At 72.4% G+C, this 18,215-nt stretch carries 17 protein-coding genes; 9 read left to right on the forward strand and 8 right to left on the reverse strand.

Annotated features, from left to right (window positions below):
- Positions 1-25 precede the first annotated feature (25 nt).
- From MUK52_RS02685 to MUK52_RS02705, 5 genes are read right to left on the reverse strand one after another with little or no spacing between them, the layout of a single operon-like run.
- A complete protein-coding gene (locus MUK52_RS02685) occupies positions 26-847 on the reverse strand; it encodes an ABC transporter permease subunit (protein WP_284574418.1) in 822 nt (273 codons plus the stop codon).
- Positions 844-1,761, reverse strand: coding sequence for an ABC transporter ATP-binding protein (locus tag MUK52_RS02690; RefSeq protein ID WP_114055426.1), 918 nt, complete (start codon positions 1,759-1,761; stop codon positions 844-846). The genes MUK52_RS02685 and MUK52_RS02690 overlap by 4 nt, the downstream gene beginning before the upstream one ends.
- Positions 1,754-4,474 carry a cation-translocating P-type ATPase gene (locus tag MUK52_RS02695; protein WP_284574419.1) on the reverse strand — a complete coding sequence of 907 codons (2,721 nt, stop codon included), beginning with the start codon at positions 4,472-4,474 and terminating at the stop codon, positions 1,754-1,756. The genes MUK52_RS02690 and MUK52_RS02695 overlap by 8 nt, the downstream gene beginning before the upstream one ends.
- Entirely contained in the window at positions 4,467-5,063 is a 597-nt protein-coding gene (locus MUK52_RS02700; RefSeq protein ID WP_114055424.1) for an Rv1733c family protein, read from the reverse strand. Before MUK52_RS02700 ends, MUK52_RS02695 begins: the two co-directional genes overlap by 8 nt.
- 47 nt (positions 5,064-5,110) lie before the next feature.
- Complete coding sequence (locus MUK52_RS02705; protein WP_114055423.1) at positions 5,111-5,611, reverse strand: flavodoxin domain-containing protein; 501 nt, start codon at positions 5,609-5,611, stop codon at positions 5,111-5,113.
- A 213-nt stretch (positions 5,612-5,824) separates the two neighbouring features.
- Here MUK52_RS02705 and MUK52_RS02710 point away from each other — a divergent pair, with 213 nt between their 5' ends.
- The 4 genes from MUK52_RS02710 (at position 5,825) to MUK52_RS02725 (ending at position 10,233) form a co-directional block, all read left to right on the forward strand.
- Entirely contained in the window at positions 5,825-7,258 is a 1,434-nt protein-coding gene (locus MUK52_RS02710) for an MBL fold metallo-hydrolase RNA specificity domain-containing protein (RefSeq protein WP_114055422.1), read from the forward strand.
- Between the two features lie 245 nt (positions 7,259-7,503).
- The gene (locus MUK52_RS02715; protein ID WP_284581636.1) at positions 7,504-9,231 is read left to right on the forward strand and encodes a SulP family inorganic anion transporter; all 1,728 of its coding nucleotides are present in this window, start codon (positions 7,504-7,506) and stop codon (positions 9,229-9,231) included.
- Positions 9,232-9,298: 67 nt separating this feature from the next.
- Positions 9,299-9,736: an STAS domain-containing protein gene (locus tag MUK52_RS02720; protein ID WP_284574421.1), complete on the forward strand. Its 438-nt coding sequence runs from the start codon at positions 9,299-9,301 to the stop codon at positions 9,734-9,736.
- Positions 9,737-9,852: 116 nt separating this feature from the next.
- Positions 9,853-10,233 (forward strand): ArsR/SmtB family transcription factor, encoded by a 381-nt coding sequence (locus MUK52_RS02725; RefSeq protein WP_246042517.1) that lies wholly within the window; start codon positions 9,853-9,855, stop codon positions 10,231-10,233.
- Positions 10,234-10,345: 112 nt separating this feature from the next.
- Here MUK52_RS02725 and MUK52_RS02730 read toward each other — a convergent pair whose 3' ends face one another.
- Positions 10,346-10,501: a DUF6126 family protein gene (locus MUK52_RS02730; protein WP_284574422.1), complete on the reverse strand. Its 156-nt coding sequence runs from the start codon at positions 10,499-10,501 to the stop codon at positions 10,346-10,348.
- 872 nt (positions 10,502-11,373) lie between these two features.
- Between MUK52_RS02730 and MUK52_RS02735 the strand changes: the two genes are divergently transcribed.
- The 4 genes from MUK52_RS02735 (at position 11,374) to MUK52_RS02750 (ending at position 16,410) form a co-directional block, all read left to right on the forward strand.
- Positions 11,374-12,918: an alanine/glycine:cation symporter family protein gene (locus tag MUK52_RS02735; protein ID WP_114055418.1), complete on the forward strand. Its 1,545-nt coding sequence runs from the start codon at positions 11,374-11,376 to the stop codon at positions 12,916-12,918.
- Positions 12,919-13,186: 268 nt separating this feature from the next.
- Positions 13,187-14,491 carry a Na+/H+ antiporter NhaA gene (gene nhaA, locus MUK52_RS02740; protein WP_114055417.1) on the forward strand — a complete coding sequence of 435 codons (1,305 nt, stop codon included), beginning with the start codon at positions 13,187-13,189 and terminating at the stop codon, positions 14,489-14,491.
- Between the two features lie 90 nt (positions 14,492-14,581).
- On the forward strand, positions 14,582-15,307 hold the full coding sequence (locus MUK52_RS02745) for a response regulator transcription factor (protein WP_284574424.1): 726 nt from the start codon (positions 14,582-14,584) through the stop codon (positions 15,305-15,307).
- Positions 15,304-16,410, forward strand: a complete 1,107-nt coding sequence (locus MUK52_RS02750; protein ID WP_114055415.1) for a sensor histidine kinase — start codon at positions 15,304-15,306, stop codon at positions 16,408-16,410. Before MUK52_RS02745 ends, MUK52_RS02750 begins: the two co-directional genes overlap by 4 nt.
- Positions 16,411-16,436: 26 nt before the next feature.
- Here the strand turns inward: MUK52_RS02750 and MUK52_RS02755 are convergent, their stop codons facing one another.
- Both MUK52_RS02755 and MUK52_RS02760 read right to left on the reverse strand, forming a co-directional pair.
- The gene (locus tag MUK52_RS02755) at positions 16,437-17,003 is read right to left on the reverse strand and encodes a DM13 domain-containing protein (protein WP_284574426.1); all 567 of its coding nucleotides are present in this window, start codon (positions 17,001-17,003) and stop codon (positions 16,437-16,439) included.
- A gap of 164 nt (positions 17,004-17,167) precedes the next feature.
- Positions 17,168-17,554 carry a winged helix-turn-helix transcriptional regulator gene (locus MUK52_RS02760; protein WP_114055413.1) on the reverse strand — a complete coding sequence of 129 codons (387 nt, stop codon included), beginning with the start codon at positions 17,552-17,554 and terminating at the stop codon, positions 17,168-17,170.
- Positions 17,555-17,653: 99 nt separating this feature from the next.
- On the opposite strand from MUK52_RS02760, the gene MUK52_RS02765 reads away from it, so the two are divergent.
- Entirely contained in the window at positions 17,654-18,061 is a 408-nt protein-coding gene (locus MUK52_RS02765) for a RidA family protein (protein WP_284574428.1), read from the forward strand.
- Positions 18,062-18,215 lie beyond the last annotated feature (154 nt).

Consider the following 18,215-nt stretch of genomic DNA (forward strand, 5'->3'; position numbering starts at 1 on the left):
CGCCCCGGCCGCACCGGCCGCGGCGTCAGGGTGCGAGATCCCGGCGCCGGAGCAGCAGGTGGGCCGCCAGGATGCCCAGCAGCCCTGTGCCCACCAGCACCCCCAGTTGGGGCCAGAGGACGCCGCCTTCGGCCAGGGCGTCTCCCGGCGCGTAGTAGTGGAACGGGCTGAGGAAACGCAGCGGTGCGGCCGGCTCCCAGGCCAGGGCGATGAAGTTGACGGCGAAGCCCACCGCTCCGATCGCGATGGTCGCGCCGATGACCTGCGCGCGCCGGCGCCCCGCCGCCGACACGGCCATGGCGGGGCCGGTCATGCACAGCGCGAAGCCGAAGCCCATGAGTCCTGCGGCCAGGACTCCGCTGAGGGGCACCATCCGGTGGATTTCCGGTGACAACGCCACCCCCGCCGCGACCGTGAGCGTTGCGGCGGCATTGAGGACCAGCACCGCGAACACCAGCGCGGCGGTCCGCTCCGCCAGCAGCCGGCTGCGGCTGACGGGACGCACCACCACCAGCTCCACCGTCCCCGACTCCACGTCCGCCGCCACGGCGGCCGCCGCGAGCGATCCGATGGCGGTCAGCTGCAGGGCGATCCAGAACGGGTGCGTCAGGCCGGCGCCCAGCAGCCCGGGGTAGCTGGCGATGGACACGGCCCCGCTGGAGCCGCTGAACGCCCGGTAGGCCGAGGGCGGCCCCTTCCCGCCGGCGGCGAAGAGGTCCGCCGGGGCGAGGGCGCCCGCGACCACCACGATGAGTGCCTCGAAGGCGACCATCCCGACCAGCAGGGCTGCCAGCATCCTGCGCCGCCGGTACAGGGCGATCCAGAACAGGGGCCACCGGCTTCTCACGGTCCCTCCTCCGGGCCTCCGCGGCGGTACAGGTCCAGGAACGCCTCGTCGAGGCCCGCTTCCTCCACCGTGACATCCAGGACCGCCGGCCCCAGCAACCCGCGCAGCGCGGAGACGGCTTCGCTCGGCGGCACGAGCAGCTCCACGCGGTTCCCCTGCCGGCGCGGGCCCCAGCGCTCCGCGCCGCCCAGGGTCCGGGGCACCTGCCCGTCGGCGAACGTCAGCCGGATCCGCCTGGCGCGTGCCTCGCGCAGGCCTGCCACGCTCTCCACCGTCACCAGCCGGCCGTCCCGTACGATCGCCACCCGCCCGCACGTGCGCTGCACCTCCGGCAGGACGTGGCTGGACAGCAGGACGGTCCGTCCGGCGGAGGCCATCTCCTGGAGCAGTGCGTAGAACGTCTCCTGCACCAGCGGATCGAGCCCCTCGGTGGGCTCGTCGAGCACCACCAGGCGCGGATCGTGCTGCAACGCCTGCACCAGTCCCAGCTTCTGTTTCATGCCGCGCGAGTAACCGCCGACAGGCCGGTCGAGCACCGACCGGGTGAGGCCCAGCCGATCGCACAGCTTCCCGCGGCGGGGCGACGGAGCTCCCTGCAGGTCGGAGAGGAGGTCGAGCGTCTGTGCCCCGGAGAGTTCCGGGTAGAACCGGAGTTCGCCGGGGAGGTATCCGAGGTGTGGCGCGACCCGGCCGTGATCGGTGATCGGATCCAGCCCCAGCACCCGTACGGTTCCCCCGGTGGGCCGGAGCAGCCCGACAAGGCACCGCAGCGTGGTCGTCTTCCCCGCTCCGTTGGGTCCGAGGAAGCCGAACACCTCGCCGGGCCGCACGGTCAGGGTCAATGTGTCGACCCCGACCACCGCCCCGTACCTCTTGGTCAGACCGGTCAGCTCGATGGCCGGCTCGTCACCCATGGGTCCAGTCTGACCCGGCAGCCGGGCGCCCGCCCGCTCGCGAGCCGGTGGAGCGCCGGCGGCGGGCCCAGCGGCGGAGTTCGTCGGTTCCCCAGACCAGCAGCGGGAAGGCCGCGATGAGGAGGACGACGTCCACGGGCAGGGCCGCGGTGCCGAAGAGGTGCTGGAGCGGGGGCGCGTAGACGAGCGCCGCGGTGAAGGCGAGTTCGAAGGCGATGCCGGCGAGGAGCAGGGGGTTGGTGAAGAACCCGATGTCGCGCAGGGCGGCGTGATCGGTGCGTGCGGCGATGGCCGTGCCGACCTGGCAGGTGACGATGCCGGCGAAGGTGGCGGTGGTTGCCGTCAGGTAGGCGTCGTGGAGCGGGGTGCCCGGGCCGGTCGGGTCACCGGGCTGCCATCCGGCGCGCCAGAGGACGTAGAAGTACGCGGCCATGACGAGCACGGCGGACACGCTGCCGAGCCAACCCCAGCTGCGGACGAGCATGTCCTTGTTGATCACTCCTTGGCTGCTGGGGCGGGGCGGCCGGCTCATGACGCCGGGTTCGGCGCGCTCGCGGCCGAGGGCGAGCGCGGGGAGGGTCTCGGTGCCGAGGTCGATGGCGAGGATCTGGAGCACGGTCAGCGGCAGCGGAACCGCCCCGCCGGAGAGGGCGAACACGAGGAAGGGGACGACCTCGGGGGTGAGGTGGGCGAAGATGTAGACGATGAACTTGCGGACGTTGTCGTAGACCCGGCGGCCGGATTCGATCGCCGTGACGATGGTGGCGAAGTTGTCGTCCGTCAGGACCATCGTGGACGCCTCGCGGGCCACGTCGGTGCCCGACCGTCCCATGGCCACGCCGATGTGGGCGCGGTGCAGGGCAGGCGCGTCGTTCACCCCGTCGCCGGTCATGGCGACGATCTGCCCGTGGCTGCGCAGGGCGTCGGCCACCTTCAGCTTGGTCTCGGGCGACGAACGCGCGAACACGATCTCGGTGTCGCCCTGTTGCAGGAGGTGGTCGAGCCGGCGGTCGTCGACCGCCTCGGACTGGGCGACCACCTGCAGCTTCGGCACGCCGATGCCGACCGAGCGGGCGATCGCGGCGGCCGTGGCACCGTTGTCGCCGGTGACGATGTGCACGGTGAGGCCCGCCTCGTGGCAGCGCCGGACCGCGGCCGCGACCTCCGGCCGCGGGGGATCGTAGAGTCCGACCAGCCCGAGCAGGTGCAGCCCCTGCTCGGCCTGCTGCCGCCGCGCCGGTACGGGGGCACCGGCCGGCAGGTCCCGTACGGCCACGGCGAGCACCCGCATGCCGTCCGCGGCCAGGGCGTCGGCGGCCTCCTTGGCCTTCCCGGCCGGCTCTCCGCCTGCCAGCAGCGACAGCACGGCCTCGGGGGCGCCCTTGACGATGACACGGAGGCGGCCGGTGCCGGAGTCCTGGACCACCGACATCAGGCGCAGGCGCGGGTCGAAGCGGAAGCAGGCGCGGCGGCCCGCGTCCCGCTCGGCCGGTTCGACGGGCACCGCGTGCCCGGCGGCCCCTTCCACGAGGGCGAGCTCGGTCGGGTCTCCGTGCAGTTGGCCGTCCGACTCCCGGGTGACGGTGGTGCACAGGGCGGCTGCCCGGATGAGTTCGGCGCTGCGGGGGCCGCTCTCCGTCAGGTGCTCGGGCGTCCACAGGCCGTGCAGCCGCATGTCGTTCCGGGTGAGCGTGCCGGTCTTGTCCGTGCAGATGACGTTGGTGGAGCCGAGGGTCTCCACCGCGCTCAGCCTCTTGATCACCGCACCCTGGCGGGCCAGGACCCGGACGCCGACGGCAAGGGCGAGGGTGATCGTGGGCAGCAGCCCTTCGGGGACGTTGGCGACGAGCAGCCCGATCGCGAACATCAGCGAGTCGGTCACCGGCAGGCCCACCGCCACACCGGTCACAAGGAACACCGCTCCCATGGCCACGGCGACCGCCGCGATGAGCCAGGCGACCTTCTTGACCTGCTTCTCCAGCGGGCTCGGCTCGCGGCGGGTGCGCTGGCTGAGCGCGGCGATCCGGCCGAGCTCCGTGTGGTCGCCGGTGGCGAAGACGATCGCCCGGGCCTGTCCCTCGGTGGCGCTGGTGCCGCTGAAGACGAGGTTGGGCTCCTGAAGCACCGGTATCGCCTGCAGACCGGGGCCGGCCAGGCGCTCGACGGGGGTGGACTCGCCGGTCAGCATGGACAGGTCGGCTTCGATGCCCCCTTCGGTCAGACGGGCGTCCGCAGGGATCCGGTCGCCTTCCTCCAGGACGACGAGGTCCCCGGGTACCAGATCGCGGGCGGGGACGTGCTGCGGCCGGCCGTCGCGGATCACCTGGGCCCGTGCGGGAAGGTACCGGGCCAGGGTCTCGACGGCCTTCTCGGCCTGCCGTTCCTGGACGAGGGCGAATCCGGCGTTGACGAGGACGACCGCGACGATCGCCCAGCCGAGCACGCCGATGGCGGCGACGAAGGCGAGTGCGGCCGCCGCCCACAGCAGCAGGGCCAGGGGGTGGACCAGCTGTCGCAGGAGTTCCCGGAGGACGCTCCGCTGCGCGGCACGGCGCACCTCGTTCGGCCCGTAGACCGCCAGCCGGCGGGCTGCCTCCCGGCTCGACAGGCCCAGCGGGCCCGTGTGCAGCTCGCGGCGGAGCAGGGGAAGGGGCTCAAGGGGATCCGGCGTGACGTCCGGGGCGAGGTCCGGCCCGGCAGCAGGGTCAGCCATCGTCCGCTCCCTGACCCGGGCGCAGGCGGCCGGACCAGACGGGCTCGACGCTCTCCCACTCGGATTCCCAGGCCCGGGAGGCCCGTACGTCGACGATCCGGAGGCCGACACGGACGAGGGCACCTGACACGAGCAGGATCCCGGTCAGCGCCAGCGTGCCGAGACCGAACGCCTCGAACACGACCTCGGGAGTCCCGGGCGGGGCGGCCGCGGGGTTGCCCCGGTCGTCGACCCACACGCGGACCGTGTCGCCCGTCCGGGTTTCCGCAGGGACGGACACGGTGTGCCGGTGGGTGCGGTCAGGCGGATAGTTCCAGGTGGCGGGGGCAACGGTGAGGGTCCTCCCACTCGGTCCGTCTTCGGCCCGGTAGCTGGTCCCGCCGACCGTGGTGGCTGTCACGGCGTGCCGGTGGCGCGCGACCGCCTCGGCGGCGCGGCTGCTGTCGGTCCAGGCGGTCCACCCGGCGGCCGCACCGCAGAACACGGCGATCAGGCAGGCAAGGACGAAGGCGGCGTGCAGGCGGAAGCGCGTGCGGTCGGCCCTTCGTCGCAGCGGGTTGGCCGCCCGTCCTGAGGTCCGGTGGTTCATGGCTCGCCTCCGGCTCTGCCGGGATCCCGGGCCGGGCCGCCACCGCTTCAGGCGGCGGTGAGCTCGGCGCTGATGTGGTGGGCCCAGTTGCGGATGCGTTCGGGGTTCCGGTAGTCGCCGCCCTTGCCCTGCCGGAGCATCGACCGGGCGAGGAGTCCGGGGGTACGGGCCGTGACGCTGCCTCCGAAGGTCATGTGCTCTCGTGCACCGATGAGCTGCATCTGCCGGGCGACGGCGGGAGCGGGAGGGATGTCCCGCTCCTCGGCGGAGCGGTCGAGCGGGCCGCTGCTGAACAGCCACACGGGGCGGTGCCGCAGGGACTCGGCGTTGCGTTCGGCGCAGCGCTTGGCCTTGTCGCTCCAGCGTCCGGCGTAGACCGCGCCGCCGAGGACGACGGCGTCGAAATCGCGGACGTCGCCGACGTCGCTCGCGGGAAGGACGACGGCCTCGAACCCGTCCTCGCGGAGGGTCCTGCCGATCTCCTCGGCGATGCCGGCGGTGGCACCGTGCTTGGTGCCGTACGCAACCAGAACTCTCTTGGTGGTCATGGCGGGCTTCCTTGTCTCCGCGAGGGCTGATGCCACTGTCACGCAGCCGGCGGCGGCTCCGCTTGGGTCGGACGGTTCCCGGCCGGGACCATTCGGCCCTCCCCGCAGCGCCCGCCGCGAGGTCCACGCCGGGACCGCTCGGACGCCTCGCCCCGGTTCGCGTCGGATGCGACGGTGGAGACCGGCATCCGTCCCGAAAGGAGGGCTGTTGCCATGTCCTGGTCAGCCCCGTCCGCTGCTGCCGCCGGTGCCTCCGTCCGCCCGGCTCTCCTGACCTTCCTCGGCGGTGTACGCACGGTCACCGGCAGCAAGTTCCTCGTCGAGAGCGACCACGCGCGGATCCTCGTCGACTGCGGGCTCTTCCAAGGCGTCGCCGACCTGCGCCGCCGCAACTGGGGCAAGCTGCCCTGCGCCGCCGCCGACATCCACGCCGTCGTCGTCACCCACGCCCACCTGGACCACTGCGGCTACCTCCCGCGCCTGGTCCGCCACGGCTTCCGCGGGCCCATCCTGGCCAGCGCCGCCACCGCCCGGCTCGCCGGGATCGTCCTCCGCGACAGCGCCCGCCTCCAGATGGAGGCCGCCGCGCACGCGAACAGGCACGGCTGGTCCAAGCACCGGCCGGCGAAGCCGCTCTACGACGATGACGACGTCGACCTCACGGTGAGGTTCTTCGACCCGGTGGCCGTGGGGAGCGAGGTCGAGATCATGGCCGGGACGAAGCTCGTGCTGCACCGCGGCGGCCACATCCTGGGCTCTGCCTGGGCCCACCTGACCCTGGAGGACGGCCACACCCTCGCCGTCAGCGGCGACCTCGGCCGTCCGGGCCACCCGCTCCTCCTGCCGCCCGAGCCGTTCTCCGGCGCCGACGTCCTGCTCATGGAGTCGACGTACGGCAACCGCCGGCACGACCCGGAGGGCGCCCGGCGCGAGTTCGCCGCCGTGATCACCCGCGCGCTGGGCCGAGGCGGCACCGTCGTCATCCCCGCCTTCGCGATCGACCGGACGGAAGTGGTCCTGCACGAGCTGGCGGCTCTCCGCAGCGACGGCACCCTGCCCCGCCGCGTGCCCGTCTACGTCGACAGCCCCATGGCCCTGGCCGCCCTGGACGTCTACCGGGACGCCGTACGGTCCCGCTCCCCCGAGCTGCGGCCCGAGATCGCCGCCCGGGGCGAGGCCGCGATCAGCCCGGAACCCTTCCTGGCCGCCCGTACCGTCCAGGAGTCGATCGACATCAACAACGCCCCCGGACCGGCGGTCATCGTCTCCTCCGCCGGCATGGCCACGGGCGGACGCGTCCTGCACCACCTCCGCCGGATCCTGCCCGACCCCCGCAACGCCGTGGTCGTCGTCGGCTTCGCCGCGGACGGGACACGCGCACGGGACCTGGTGGACGGCGCCCGCACCCTGAAGATGTTCGGCGAGTACGTCCCCGTGCGCGCCGAGGTCGCCGACGTCCCGCACTTCTCCGCGCACGCCGACGCCGCCCAGATCATCGACTGGCTGCGCGCAGCTCCCGCCCCGCACACCACGTACCTCGTACACGGCGAGGAGACCGCCGCCGAGGCGCTGCGGGACCGGATCGACGGCGAGCTGGGCTGGACGGCCGTCGTACCCAGGTCCGGTGAGGCCGTCCTGGTCCGCTGACCCGGGCCGTCCGGTCCGCGGTTCGCCGGCGTCTGCCGCCGGGGCGTCTGCCGCGGCGACGGCGCCGCGGCTCCATGAATTGCAGAAATCTGCAATTACATACATTCTTAGATTGCTGTGTCCGCAGGTAGCCGCGGGCACAGCCCCATTCCTTGCCTGCAACCGGGTGACGGAGCGAAGGAGAGATCGTGCCGGTTCCGCTGCGCCCCGTTCTGCCCGGTGCGGCCGCTCGCCTGCGCGCCCTGATGCCCGCCGGCGCCGATCTCCGGCTGATGGCCCGGAATCCCCGCCGGGACCTGCTCGCCGGGCTGACCGTCGCGATCGTCGCCCTGCCTCTCGCGCTGGGATTCGGGGTGTCGTCCGGCCTCGGCGCCGAGGCGGGGCTGGCCACAGCGGTGGTCGCGGGCGCGCTTGCCGCGGTGTTCGGGGGGTCCAACCTCCAGGTGTCGGGGCCCACGGGTGCGATGACCGTGGTCCTGGTGCCGATCGTGGCCCGGTACGGGCCCGGCGGCGTGCTGACCGTGGGGGTGATGGCGGGTGTGCTGCTGATCGCGCTGGCGCTGCTGCGGGCGGGGCAGTACATGCGGTACGTGCCGGCGCCGGTGGTGGAGGGTTTCACCCTCGGGATCGCGTGCGTGATCGCCCTGCAGCAGATTCCCGACGCCCTCGGGGTGGCCAAGCCCGCGGGGGAGAAGGTGCTCCTGGTGGCCTGGCGGGCGGTGGAGGCGTTCATCGCGGCGCCGGACGGGACCGCGGTCGGCCTGTCCCTCAGTGTGGCCGTGGCGATGCTGGCCGGGGCCCGGTGGCGGCCGGGAATCCCGTTCTCCATCGTCGCGGTCACCGCCGCTACCGTCGCCGCGCAGCTCTTCCACCTGGACGCGGCCCCCATCGGGGACCTCCCTTCCGGGCTCCCGGCCCCCTCCCTGGCCTTCCTCGACGTCACCGCGCTCGGTTCGCTGTTCGCTCCCGCGGTTGCCGTGGCGGCGCTGGCCGCGCTGGAGTCGCTGCTGTCGGCGACGGTGGCGGACGGGATGACGGTGGGGCAGCAGCACGACCCGGACAAGGAGTTGTTCGGCCAGGGCATCGCCAACCTCGCCGCTCCGCTCTTCGGCGGCGTCCCCGCGACGGCCGCGATAGCCCGGACCGCGGTCAACGTCCGCACCGGCGCCTCCTCCCGCCTCGCCGCCCTGACCCACGCCGCGGTCCTCGGCGTCATCGTGTTCGCCGCGGCCCCCCTGGTCTCGAAGATCCCCCTCGCCGCCCTCGCCGGCGTACTGCTGGCGACCGCGGTGCGGATGGTCGAGGTCGGCGCGTTGCGGGCGATGGCGAAGGCCACCCGCTCCGACGCCGCGGTCCTCGTCCTGACCGCCGCGGCCACCCTGGCACTCGATCTCGTCTACGCGGTGATCATCGGGCTCGTCGTCGCCGGGGCGCTCGCCCTGCGCGCGGTGGCGGCCCAAGCCCGCCTCGACCAGGTCGACTTCCGCCCGGACCTCCCCGGGGAGCACAGCGACGAGGAGCACGCGCTCCTGGCCGAGCACATCGTCGCCTACCGGATCGACGGGCCGCTGTTCTTCGCCGGCGCCCACCGCTTCCTGCTCGAACTCTCCGAGGTCTCCGATGTGCGGGTGGTCATCCTGCGCATGTCGCGCGTGACGACGATGGACGCCACCGGAGCCCTCGTGCTCAGGGACGCGGTCGAGAAGCTGAACCGGCGCGGCATCGCCGTGATGGCCTCCGGCATCCGCCCCGGCCAGCGCCGGGCCCTGGCGTCCGTCGGCGCCCTCGAACTCCTCCAGCGCGACGGCCGCGAGTACGCCACCACCCCCGAGGCGATCGCCGGGGCCCGCAAGCACCTCGAACAGGCCGGGCTCCTGCCCGTCCGCACCACCCCCACCCGCACCGCACCCGGAAGGCACCGCGATGACCGCCCCCGCCCCCGCCCCCGCCCCCGCCGCGGGTCGGGCCGATGACGGACGCGGCCGGACGCGGCAACGGCATCCGGACCACCCCGCCCCTGTGAAGCCGAGGAATACGACGATGACGATCGAGTGGCGCTACACGACCCACGACGGTTTGGGCGTACTGTCCCTGGCCGGATACCTCGGCGCGGACGCGACCGCCCGCTTCACCGGCGCCGTCGGCTGGGCCGAAGCACGCGGAAGCGGCCCGCTGATCCTGGACCTGACCCAACTGCTGGGCTGGTCGGTCGGCGGACAGCTCGCGGTCGCCCAGGCCGCCCGGCGCCTGGCCGCCGCCGGACGGACCCTCGAACTGGCCGCGATCCCCGCGGACGGCTCCCTCGTCCCCGACGCCGGTGAACCGGCCGTCCCCGTCCACTGCGACCTGTCGGCCGCCCTCGCCGCTCACCACGGCGCGGTGCCGACGCCGCCCGGCCAGGGCAAGGCGGCAGGCAGGAAGGGGCACACCGGCCGCCGGCCCGGCAGCCAGGCCCCCGCCGCGCCGACCCTCCCGTAAGGACGCGGTCCCGCCGGGTCCGAGGATTGCAGGAATCTGCAATTGTTGAGGTCACACACCGTGTGTGGGGACGGAAGGACTGTCCCCATGATGATGATGAGTGTTGGGTGGATCAGGTGCACAGGACACGCGCGACGGGCAAAGCAGGCGAGGCCGACCATACACAGGCGCCGCTCTACCAGCTCAAGGCGGAGTTCTTCAAGACGCTCGGCCACCCGGTCCGTATCCGCGTCCTGGAACTGCTGAGCGAGCGCGAGCACGCAGTCGCCGAGATGCTGGCCGAGGTCGGCATCGAAGCGGCCAGCCTCTCCCAGCAGCTGGCCGTCCTGCGCAAGGCCAACCTCGTCCTCACCCGCCGCGAGGGCTCCACCGTGTACTACCGGCTTACGAGCCCCGAAGTCGCCGAACTGCTGCGCGTCGCCCGCAGCATCCTCTCCGGCGTCCTGCAAGGCCAAGCCGAACTCCTGGCCAACCTGCGGGCCACCGGCCCGAAGTAGCGGGCTGCTCCCACGCCGCGGACCGCGAACGGGCGGCCGCTTCCCGTCGGTGCGGGTTCACCCGCGCTTCCGACACCGGGAGGCGGCCGCCCCCCGCCACCCCGCCGGGTGCTCACTTCTGGGCGTGCTGCCCCAGGTAGAACAGCAGCCACACGAACCCGGCGAACACATGGGTCCCGAAGATGTAGAAGAAGGCGCGCAGCGCGACCCCGTTCTCCAGCCACTTCGCGTGCTTGGCCGCGGCGTCGGCCTCGGACCTCCCGCTCACGGCCGGCCGCCTCTCCGGACAGTGGTCTCGTACATGGGGGGCCTCCTCCGGGGCGCTGCCGGTCACGGGGCGGGTTCGGGCAGGACGGGGCGGCCCAGGACCGTCTCGCCCAGCGCGCCGGCAGCAGGCCCGACCCGTACGCCGCTGCCGTGGGACCGAGCGATCCCAGCCACCGTCCACAGGCCCTCACCCGCGGAGCGACACGGGAGGGGCCTCGGCCGGGCGTCCGGGTCTGCGACGCCGGCCCCCAGGAGGCCGCCGGTCACCGCAATCCCGACCCGTGACCAAGCTTGGTAAATTGCATAACTCTGCAAGTCTAGCCGACAGCCTGCGCGAAAGGCCGTTCACGGGCCGGCGGTCGCGGGCCTCACCCCAGCCGGCGGCCGCGGCGGGGCGAACGGCGGCCCGCCGCGGCGCACCCGGACCCGGAGCGCACGGCCGCCGAAAGACCGACCACCGGCGACCGGGGGCGGGGCTTCGACGGCAGGGCGCGGTGGCGGACAGACCCGTACGTTCGCTCAGCAGAACCTCAGATCCGGATAACGATCGCATCACCAGACCTGGGCAAACGCCGAAAAAATCCAGCCACTGTGACGTCCGTCACCAAAGCCGACGTGAGGCGCGTGCTAGGAATACGCAACTCCGCTCCGGCCCACCCCTCGCCGGAGATAAGGAGCGGCGGCCGTCACCAGGCCGCGGCACCACCTGCAGTCTCAGCTCCACCTGCACGACCAAGGCGCTCCCACACCCGTCCGTGTCCGCGGACCGGTGGCGCCACGGGTCGCCGATCGGACAACGGCGTTCGCTCAAAGCCCGCCTTCTCACACCGGCCCTCCGCACGAGGCCGGTCTGCGCCATCGAGGTTTTGCCACATGTCTCTCGACTCCTTCACCGACTCCGTAGACGAGGCCGTCAGCGGATTCTTCGAGCCCATAGCCAAGTGGCTCGGTGATGTCGTCTTCTATTCGGTGCCGATCAACGGCACCGAGCTCCCGCTGATCGTCGCCTGGCTTGTCATCGCGGGTCTGGTCTTCTCCGCCTGGTTCGGCCTGATCCAGATACGCAAGTTCCCCCTCGCTCTGAAGGTGATCCGCGGCAAGTACGACGAGAAGGGGTCGACCGGCGAGGTCAACCACTTCCAAGCCCTGACCGCCGCCGTCTCCGGCACGGTCGGCCTCGGCAACATCGCCGGTGTCGCCGTCGCCGTCTCCATCGGCGGTCCCGGCGCGACCTTCTGGATGATCCTCTGCGGCCTGCTCGGCATGGCCACGAAGTTCGTCGAGGTCACCCTCGGCGTGAAGTACCGCGAGGTGCACGCGGACGGCACCGTCTCCGGCGGTCCGATGCACTACCTGCCCAAGGGCCTCGCCGAGCGCTTCGGCGCCCGCGGCAAGACCCTCGGCAAGGTCCTGGCCGTCCTGGCCTCCGCCTTCGTGCTGTTCTTCGGCCTCTTCGGCGGCAACCTCTTCCAGGTCAACCAGTCCTACGCCCAGCTGGTCTCCGTGACCGGCGGTGAAGACGGCGTCATCGGCGGCTCGGCCGGCGCCCTGTTCTTCGGCATCCTGATCGCCGCCCTCGTCGGCATCGTGCTCCTCGGCGGCATCCGCTCCATCGCCTCCGTCACGAGCAAGCTCGTCCCGGCCATGGCCGGCATCTACATCGCCGCCTGCCTCGTCGTCATCCTGGTCAACGTCACCGCCGTCCCGGCCGCGATCGGCACGATCATCGAGGGCGCCTTCAACCCGCAGGGCGTCGCCGGCGGTGTCCTCGGCGCACTGATCATCGGCTTCAAGCGGGCCGCGTTCTCCAACGAGGCGGGCCTCGGCTCCGCCCCGATCGCCCACTCCGCGGTCAAGACCAAGCACCCCGCCAGCGAGGGCCTGGTCGCCCTGCTGGAGCCGTTCATCGACACGGTCATCATCTGCACCATGACCGCGCTGACCATCGTCATCGCCAACCCGGCCAGCTACGTCGAGGTCCGCCAGGGCGGCGACTCCATCGGCGGTGTGACCATCACCTCCGACGCCTTCGCCACCGTCCTGCCCTGGTTCCCGTACATCCTGACCATCGCGGTCATGCTGTTCGCCATCTCCACGGTGCTGACCTGGGGCTACTACTGCATGAAGGCCTGGAGCCACCTCTTCGGCCGCAGCAAGGCCAGCGAGATCACCTTCAAGGTCATGTACACCCTCGTCGCCGTGGCCGGCTCCCTGCTGACCCTGCAGACCCTGATCGACATGGCCGACGCGGTCCTCTTCATGCTGGCCGTCATCAACATCATCGGCCTCTACCTGCTCGCCCCCGTCGTCAAGCGCGAGCTGAACAAGTTCCTCGACTTCGCCCGCCGCCGCGACGCCGGCGAGGACACCGAAGCCGACGACGACGAAGACCAGGAGCCGGCGAAGACCACCGTCTGACCGCATCCCCGCGGCACGGCTCCTCGAGAGGGCCCGTACCCACCCTCGCGCCTTGGGTGGGTACGGGCCCTCTCCCCCTGTCCCGAACATCATCACCGCACGTCAAAGCCCCCCTGGCGACATCCCGGACCTCCCGATAGGGTGTGAAGAACGCGTCAACGCGCTCGTCACACCGACGGGCGGACGCGGGGTGTGCCGGGAAGTCTGGTCGGCGTCCTTGGGGCCGTGTGCCCGCAATGCTGCCGACGCCCCGGAGGTTCACCCCGCCATGACCGCTGCCCCGCCGCCCCAGCGCTCCCCCTTCCTCGGCGTCCTGCCCTGGCCCGAGCGCCGCGCCATCGCGGCGGCCCTGCGCACCGAGACCATCGGCGGCCTGGTCCTCCTCGCCGCCGCCGTCATCGCACTCGTCTGGGCCAACAGTCCGCTCGGTGACGTCTACCAGCAGATACGCGACTTCCACTTCGGCATACCCGCCCTCGGCCTCGACCTCTCCGTCGGCCACTGGACCGCGGACGGGCTCCTCGCCGTCTTCTTCCTCGTCGCGGGCATCGAGCTCAAGCGGGAACTCGTGGTGGGCGAGCTGCGCACCCCGGCCACGGCCGCCCTGCCCGTCATCGCCGCGGTGTGCGGCATGGCCGTTCCCGCCGCCCTCTACGTGCTGACCGCCGGCCTCGGCGGCGGCAGCCTGGACGGCTGGGCCGTCCCCATGGCCACCGACATCGCCTTCGCCCTCGCCGTCCTCGCCGTCATCTCCACGCACCTCCCCGCCGCGCTGAGGGCCTTCCTCCTCACCCTGGCCGTGGTCGACGACCTCGGCGCCATCCTCATCATCGCGATCTTCTTCACCGGCGATCTGAACTTCCTCGCGCTCGGCGGCGCCTTCGCCGGCCTGGTGCTGTTCTACGCCCTCCAGCGCTTCCGCGTCCGCGGCTGGTGGTGGTACGTCCCGCTCGGCGTCACCATCTGGGCGCTGATGTACAACAGCGGCATCCACGCCACCGTCGCGGGCGTCGCCATGGGCCTGATCCTGCGCACCACCCTCGACAAGGGCGAGGAGTCCTCCCCCGGCGCCCGCGTCGCGCACCTCGTGCACCCCTTCTCCGCCGGCGTGGCCGTGCCCCTCTTCGCCCTCTTCGCGGCCGGTGTCACCGTCTCCGGCGGCGCCCTGGCCGACGTGTTCACCCGGCCGGAGCCCCTCGGCGTCGTCATCGGCCTCGTCCTCGGCAAGATCCTCGGCGTGTTCGGCGGCACCTACCTCGCCGCCCGGTTCACCCGCGCCCGGCTCAATCCGGACCTCGCCTGGGCCGACGTCTTCGGCCTCTCCGTCCTTGCCGGCATCGGGTTCACGGTGGCCCTGCTCATCGGCGAACTGGCCTTCCCCGGCCAGGCCGTCACCGAGCAGATCAAGGCCGCCGTCCTCATCGCCTCCCTCGCCTCCGCAGCCCTGGCCGCCCTCGTCCTGCTGCGCCGCAACAAGGTGTACAAGCGCCTGTACGAGGAAGAGAACATCGACGCCGACGAGGACGGAATCCCCGACATCTACCAGCGCGAAGCCACCCCAGCAGAACGCTGACCGGTGCGGTCTCCCGGAACGCGGACGGCGGAGCGGGGCGACCGGGCCGGAGGGCGACAGGCACCGGTCCCCCGTACGAGACTGGGCCGCATGAGCACGCCAGCACCCCCCGCCCGGATCCTCGTCGTGGACGACGACCCGACCGTCGCCGAGATCGTCACCGGCTACCTCCGCCGGGCCGGACACGCCGTCGACCACGCCGCCGACGGCCCCACCGCCCTCACCCGGGTCGGCCGGGACGCGCCCGACCTGGTCGTCCTCGACCTGATGCTTCCGGGCCTCGACGGGCTGGAGGTGTGCCGCCGGCTGCGCGCCGACCGGCCCGTACCCGTGATCATGCTGACCGCGCGAGGCGGTGAGGAGGACCGGATCGCCGGGCTCGAACTCGGCGCCGACGACTACGTCACCAAGCCGTTCAGCCCGCGCGAGCTGGTCCTGCGGGTCGAGTCGGTGCTGCGCCGCAGCCGGTCCGCCGCGCTGCCGCCAGGCGGGCAGGAGGAACAGCAGGCCCCGCTGCGGGCGGCGGGGATCGTGGTGGACCCGGGGACCCGGCGGGCGTTCAAGGGCAGCACGGAGCTGGGACTCACCCTGCGCGAGTTCGACCTCCTGGCCCACCTCATGGCCCGGCCCGGCCGGGCGCACACGCGGGAGGATCTGATGCGGGACGTCTGGGGCTGGGACTTCGGGGACCTGTCCACCGTCACGGTGCACGTCCGCCGGCTCCGCGCCAAGATCGAGGACGACCCGGCGGCACCCCGGCTCATCCAGACCGTCTGGGGTGTCGGGTACCGCTTCGAGGCCGGAGCGCCCTCGTGAGGGACTTCCTGCTCATCGCCCTCTTCGCGCTCGGCGGTGCGGCCTGTGCCGGAGCGGCCGGCGCGGTGGCCCTGCGGCTGCTGCGGCGCCGGTCGGTCGCGGTGTCGCTGACGGTCGTCGCCGCGGTGGCCGTCACCGCCATGCTCGCCGGCACCCTGGCGGTGGCGTGGGCCATGTTCCTCTCACCGCACGACCTCAAGGTCGTCACGCTGATCGCCGCGATGGCCGCCGTCGTCTCGCTGGCCACGGCGCTGCTGATGGGCCGCTGGGTGGTCGCCCGCAGCCGCGACCTGGCGCACGCCGCCCGGGACTTCGGGGAGGACGGCAGTTTCGCCGCCCCGCCCGCCCCGGCGACCGCGGAACTCGCCGAACTCGCCCGGGAACTCGCGTCCACCAGCGCGCGGCTGGCCGCCTCGCGGGAGCGGGAACGCTCCCTGGAGGCCTCACGCCGCGAGCTCGTCGCCTGGATCTCGCACGACCTGCGCACCCCGCTCGCCGGGCTACGGGCCATGGCCGAAGCCCTGGAGGACGGTGTCGCCACGGAGCCGGCGCGCTACCACCGGCAGATCCGCACCGAGGTGGAACGCCTCGACACCATGGTCGGCGACCTGTTCGAGCTGTCCCGCATCCATGCGGGCGCGATGGAACTGGCTCCCAGCCGGATCTCGCTGCGCGACCTCGCGGCCGACGCCCTGCTGGGCGTCGATCCCCTCGCCCGTGAGCGCGGCGTGCGACTGCTCGGCGAGGACATCACGCACGCGCCTGTGGACGTGGACGGCAAGGAGATGACCAGAGTGCTGGCCAACCTGCTGGTCAACGCCATCCGGCACACGCCGGCCGACGGCACCGTCGCCGTCGCGGTCGGCCGGCGTGCGGACGCCGCCGTGCTGTCCGTCACCGACGGCTGCGGCGGCATCCCGGACGAGGACCTGCCGCGGGTGTTCGACACGGGCTGGCGGGGCAGCCCCGCCCGTACGCCGCCGTCCGGCGCCGGGCTCGGGCTGGCGATCGTGCGCGGCATCGTCGAGGCCCACGCCGGGCGGGCCGAGGTGCACAACGTCCCGGGAGGCTGCCGCTTCGAGGTGACGCTGCCCCTCGCCTGACGGCCGCAGGACGGGGCGGTCGCCCGCTACGCCTTGGCGAGTTCCGCCGCCCCGAAGGACACGTCGAAACGGTCGCACCAGATCGCGACGCTGGAGTAGTCCGCCAGGTTCACGTCCGCCGGGATGGCGTAGTTCTGGTCGCCCTTGTTCCCCTTGAGCTTGCCCAGACTGACGTACTTGCCGTCGTCGAACACCCGCCAGCCCGCGACGCCCTCCTTCACCGGGGCGTCGGTGAGCCACACCCGCAGGTCCGGCCCGTTGCTCGTGTCCAGACCCTCCAGCCGCAGCACGTGGGAGCCGTCTGCCAGCCGGACGACCTTCGCCGTCCCCTTGGTGTCGTGCTCGTGGCTGATGAAGGAGCCCTGGGTCAGCGTCTGCGGCACGGCGGCCGGCGAGGGGCTCCCCGACGCCGGAGCCGACGGCACCGTGTCCGGTGATGCCGGTGCGGGTGCGGCTGCGGGCAGCGACTCCTGCACCGTCTCGTCCTGCCACAGCTTCCACGGCTGGAACAGGTACAAGCCCACCCCCAGCACGGCCGTCACCACGAGCGCGCCGATCCCCAGCAGCCCGCGCCGCCCACGCCCCAGCTTCATCCACGACTCCCTCTTCAGCGCCCGGTGGGGCGATGTGCGTTCTCACCGCATTCAACGCGATGCCGGCCCCGCACACCATTACGCCCGCATTACGGACAGCGGCACAGCGGTACCGGGCGGTTGGCGGCGGCCGGCATCCGCGGCCCCGTGGCGCGTACGGCGGGTCAGGCTGAGTCAAAGCGGTGGCGGGCCGATTCGATGGCACCCAGGTGGCGGTGGGTCCAGTCGCACATGGCGTCGACCGTGGCGCGCAGTGCCTGCCCCGGCTCCGTCAGCGTGTACTCGACGCGTGGCGGCACCGTGGGATGCACCGTGCGCTCGACCAGGCCGTTGCGCTCCAGCAGGCGCAGGTTCTGCGTGAGCATCTTGTGGCTGATGCCCTCGATCTCGCGCCGCAGTTCGGTGAAGCGCAGCGTGCGGTCGCCGACCGCTTCGATGATGAGCAGCGCCCACTTGTTGGCGATGTCCGAGAAGATCTCCCGCGCGAGCGAATCCGCCCGCGTCACATCCGCGTCGTCCTTGCCCGAGCCCTTGACCTGCTTGCTCACCATGAGGTTCCCCAGTCACCAAAAAGTGCGTTCTTCCACGTCAGCCTTCACTCTCTTACGGTTCCCGAGTAACCACAAGAGAGTGCAAGGAGCTGCGCAGCCATGACCATCACCCTGGTGGACCCGGACGGACTGCCCAAGATCGACGTCTACCGGCAGGTGGCGATCGCCACCGGCACGAGGACGGTCTTCGTCGCGGGACAGGTCGCCTGGGACTCCGACGGATCCACGGTCGGCGAGGGCGACCTGGCCGCCCAGGTCGAACAGTGCTACCTCAACGTCGGTACGGCGCTGGCCACGGCCGGAGGTTCCTTCGGCGACGTCGCGCGGCTCACCGTCTACGTCGTCGACTGGACACCCGAGAAGATGCCGCTGCTCCTGGACGGTATCTCCCGGGCGGCCGCGAAGCTGGGGGTCGCTCCTGCGCCGCCTGCCACGCTGATCGGCGTGGCAGCGCTGGACGTGCCCGAGCATCTGGTCGAGATCGAGGCCACCGCGGTCCTCGACTGATCGGTCGCGGTGCGGGACGCCCGGCACGACGCGGACCGGCCCGCCGCTTCGGGCAGGATTCTCCGCAGCCCTGCTCCGCGCTTCTTGTCCGGTGCAGAAAGGGGCGGGTACATTCACGAGCGGTGTGCCGGGAAGTCTGGTCGGCGGTCAGGGG

It is taken from the genome of Streptomyces sp. 2P-4 (assembly GCF_030167965.1).
GTDB lineage: Bacteria > Actinomycetota > Actinomycetes > Streptomycetales > Streptomycetaceae > Streptomyces > Streptomyces globosus_A.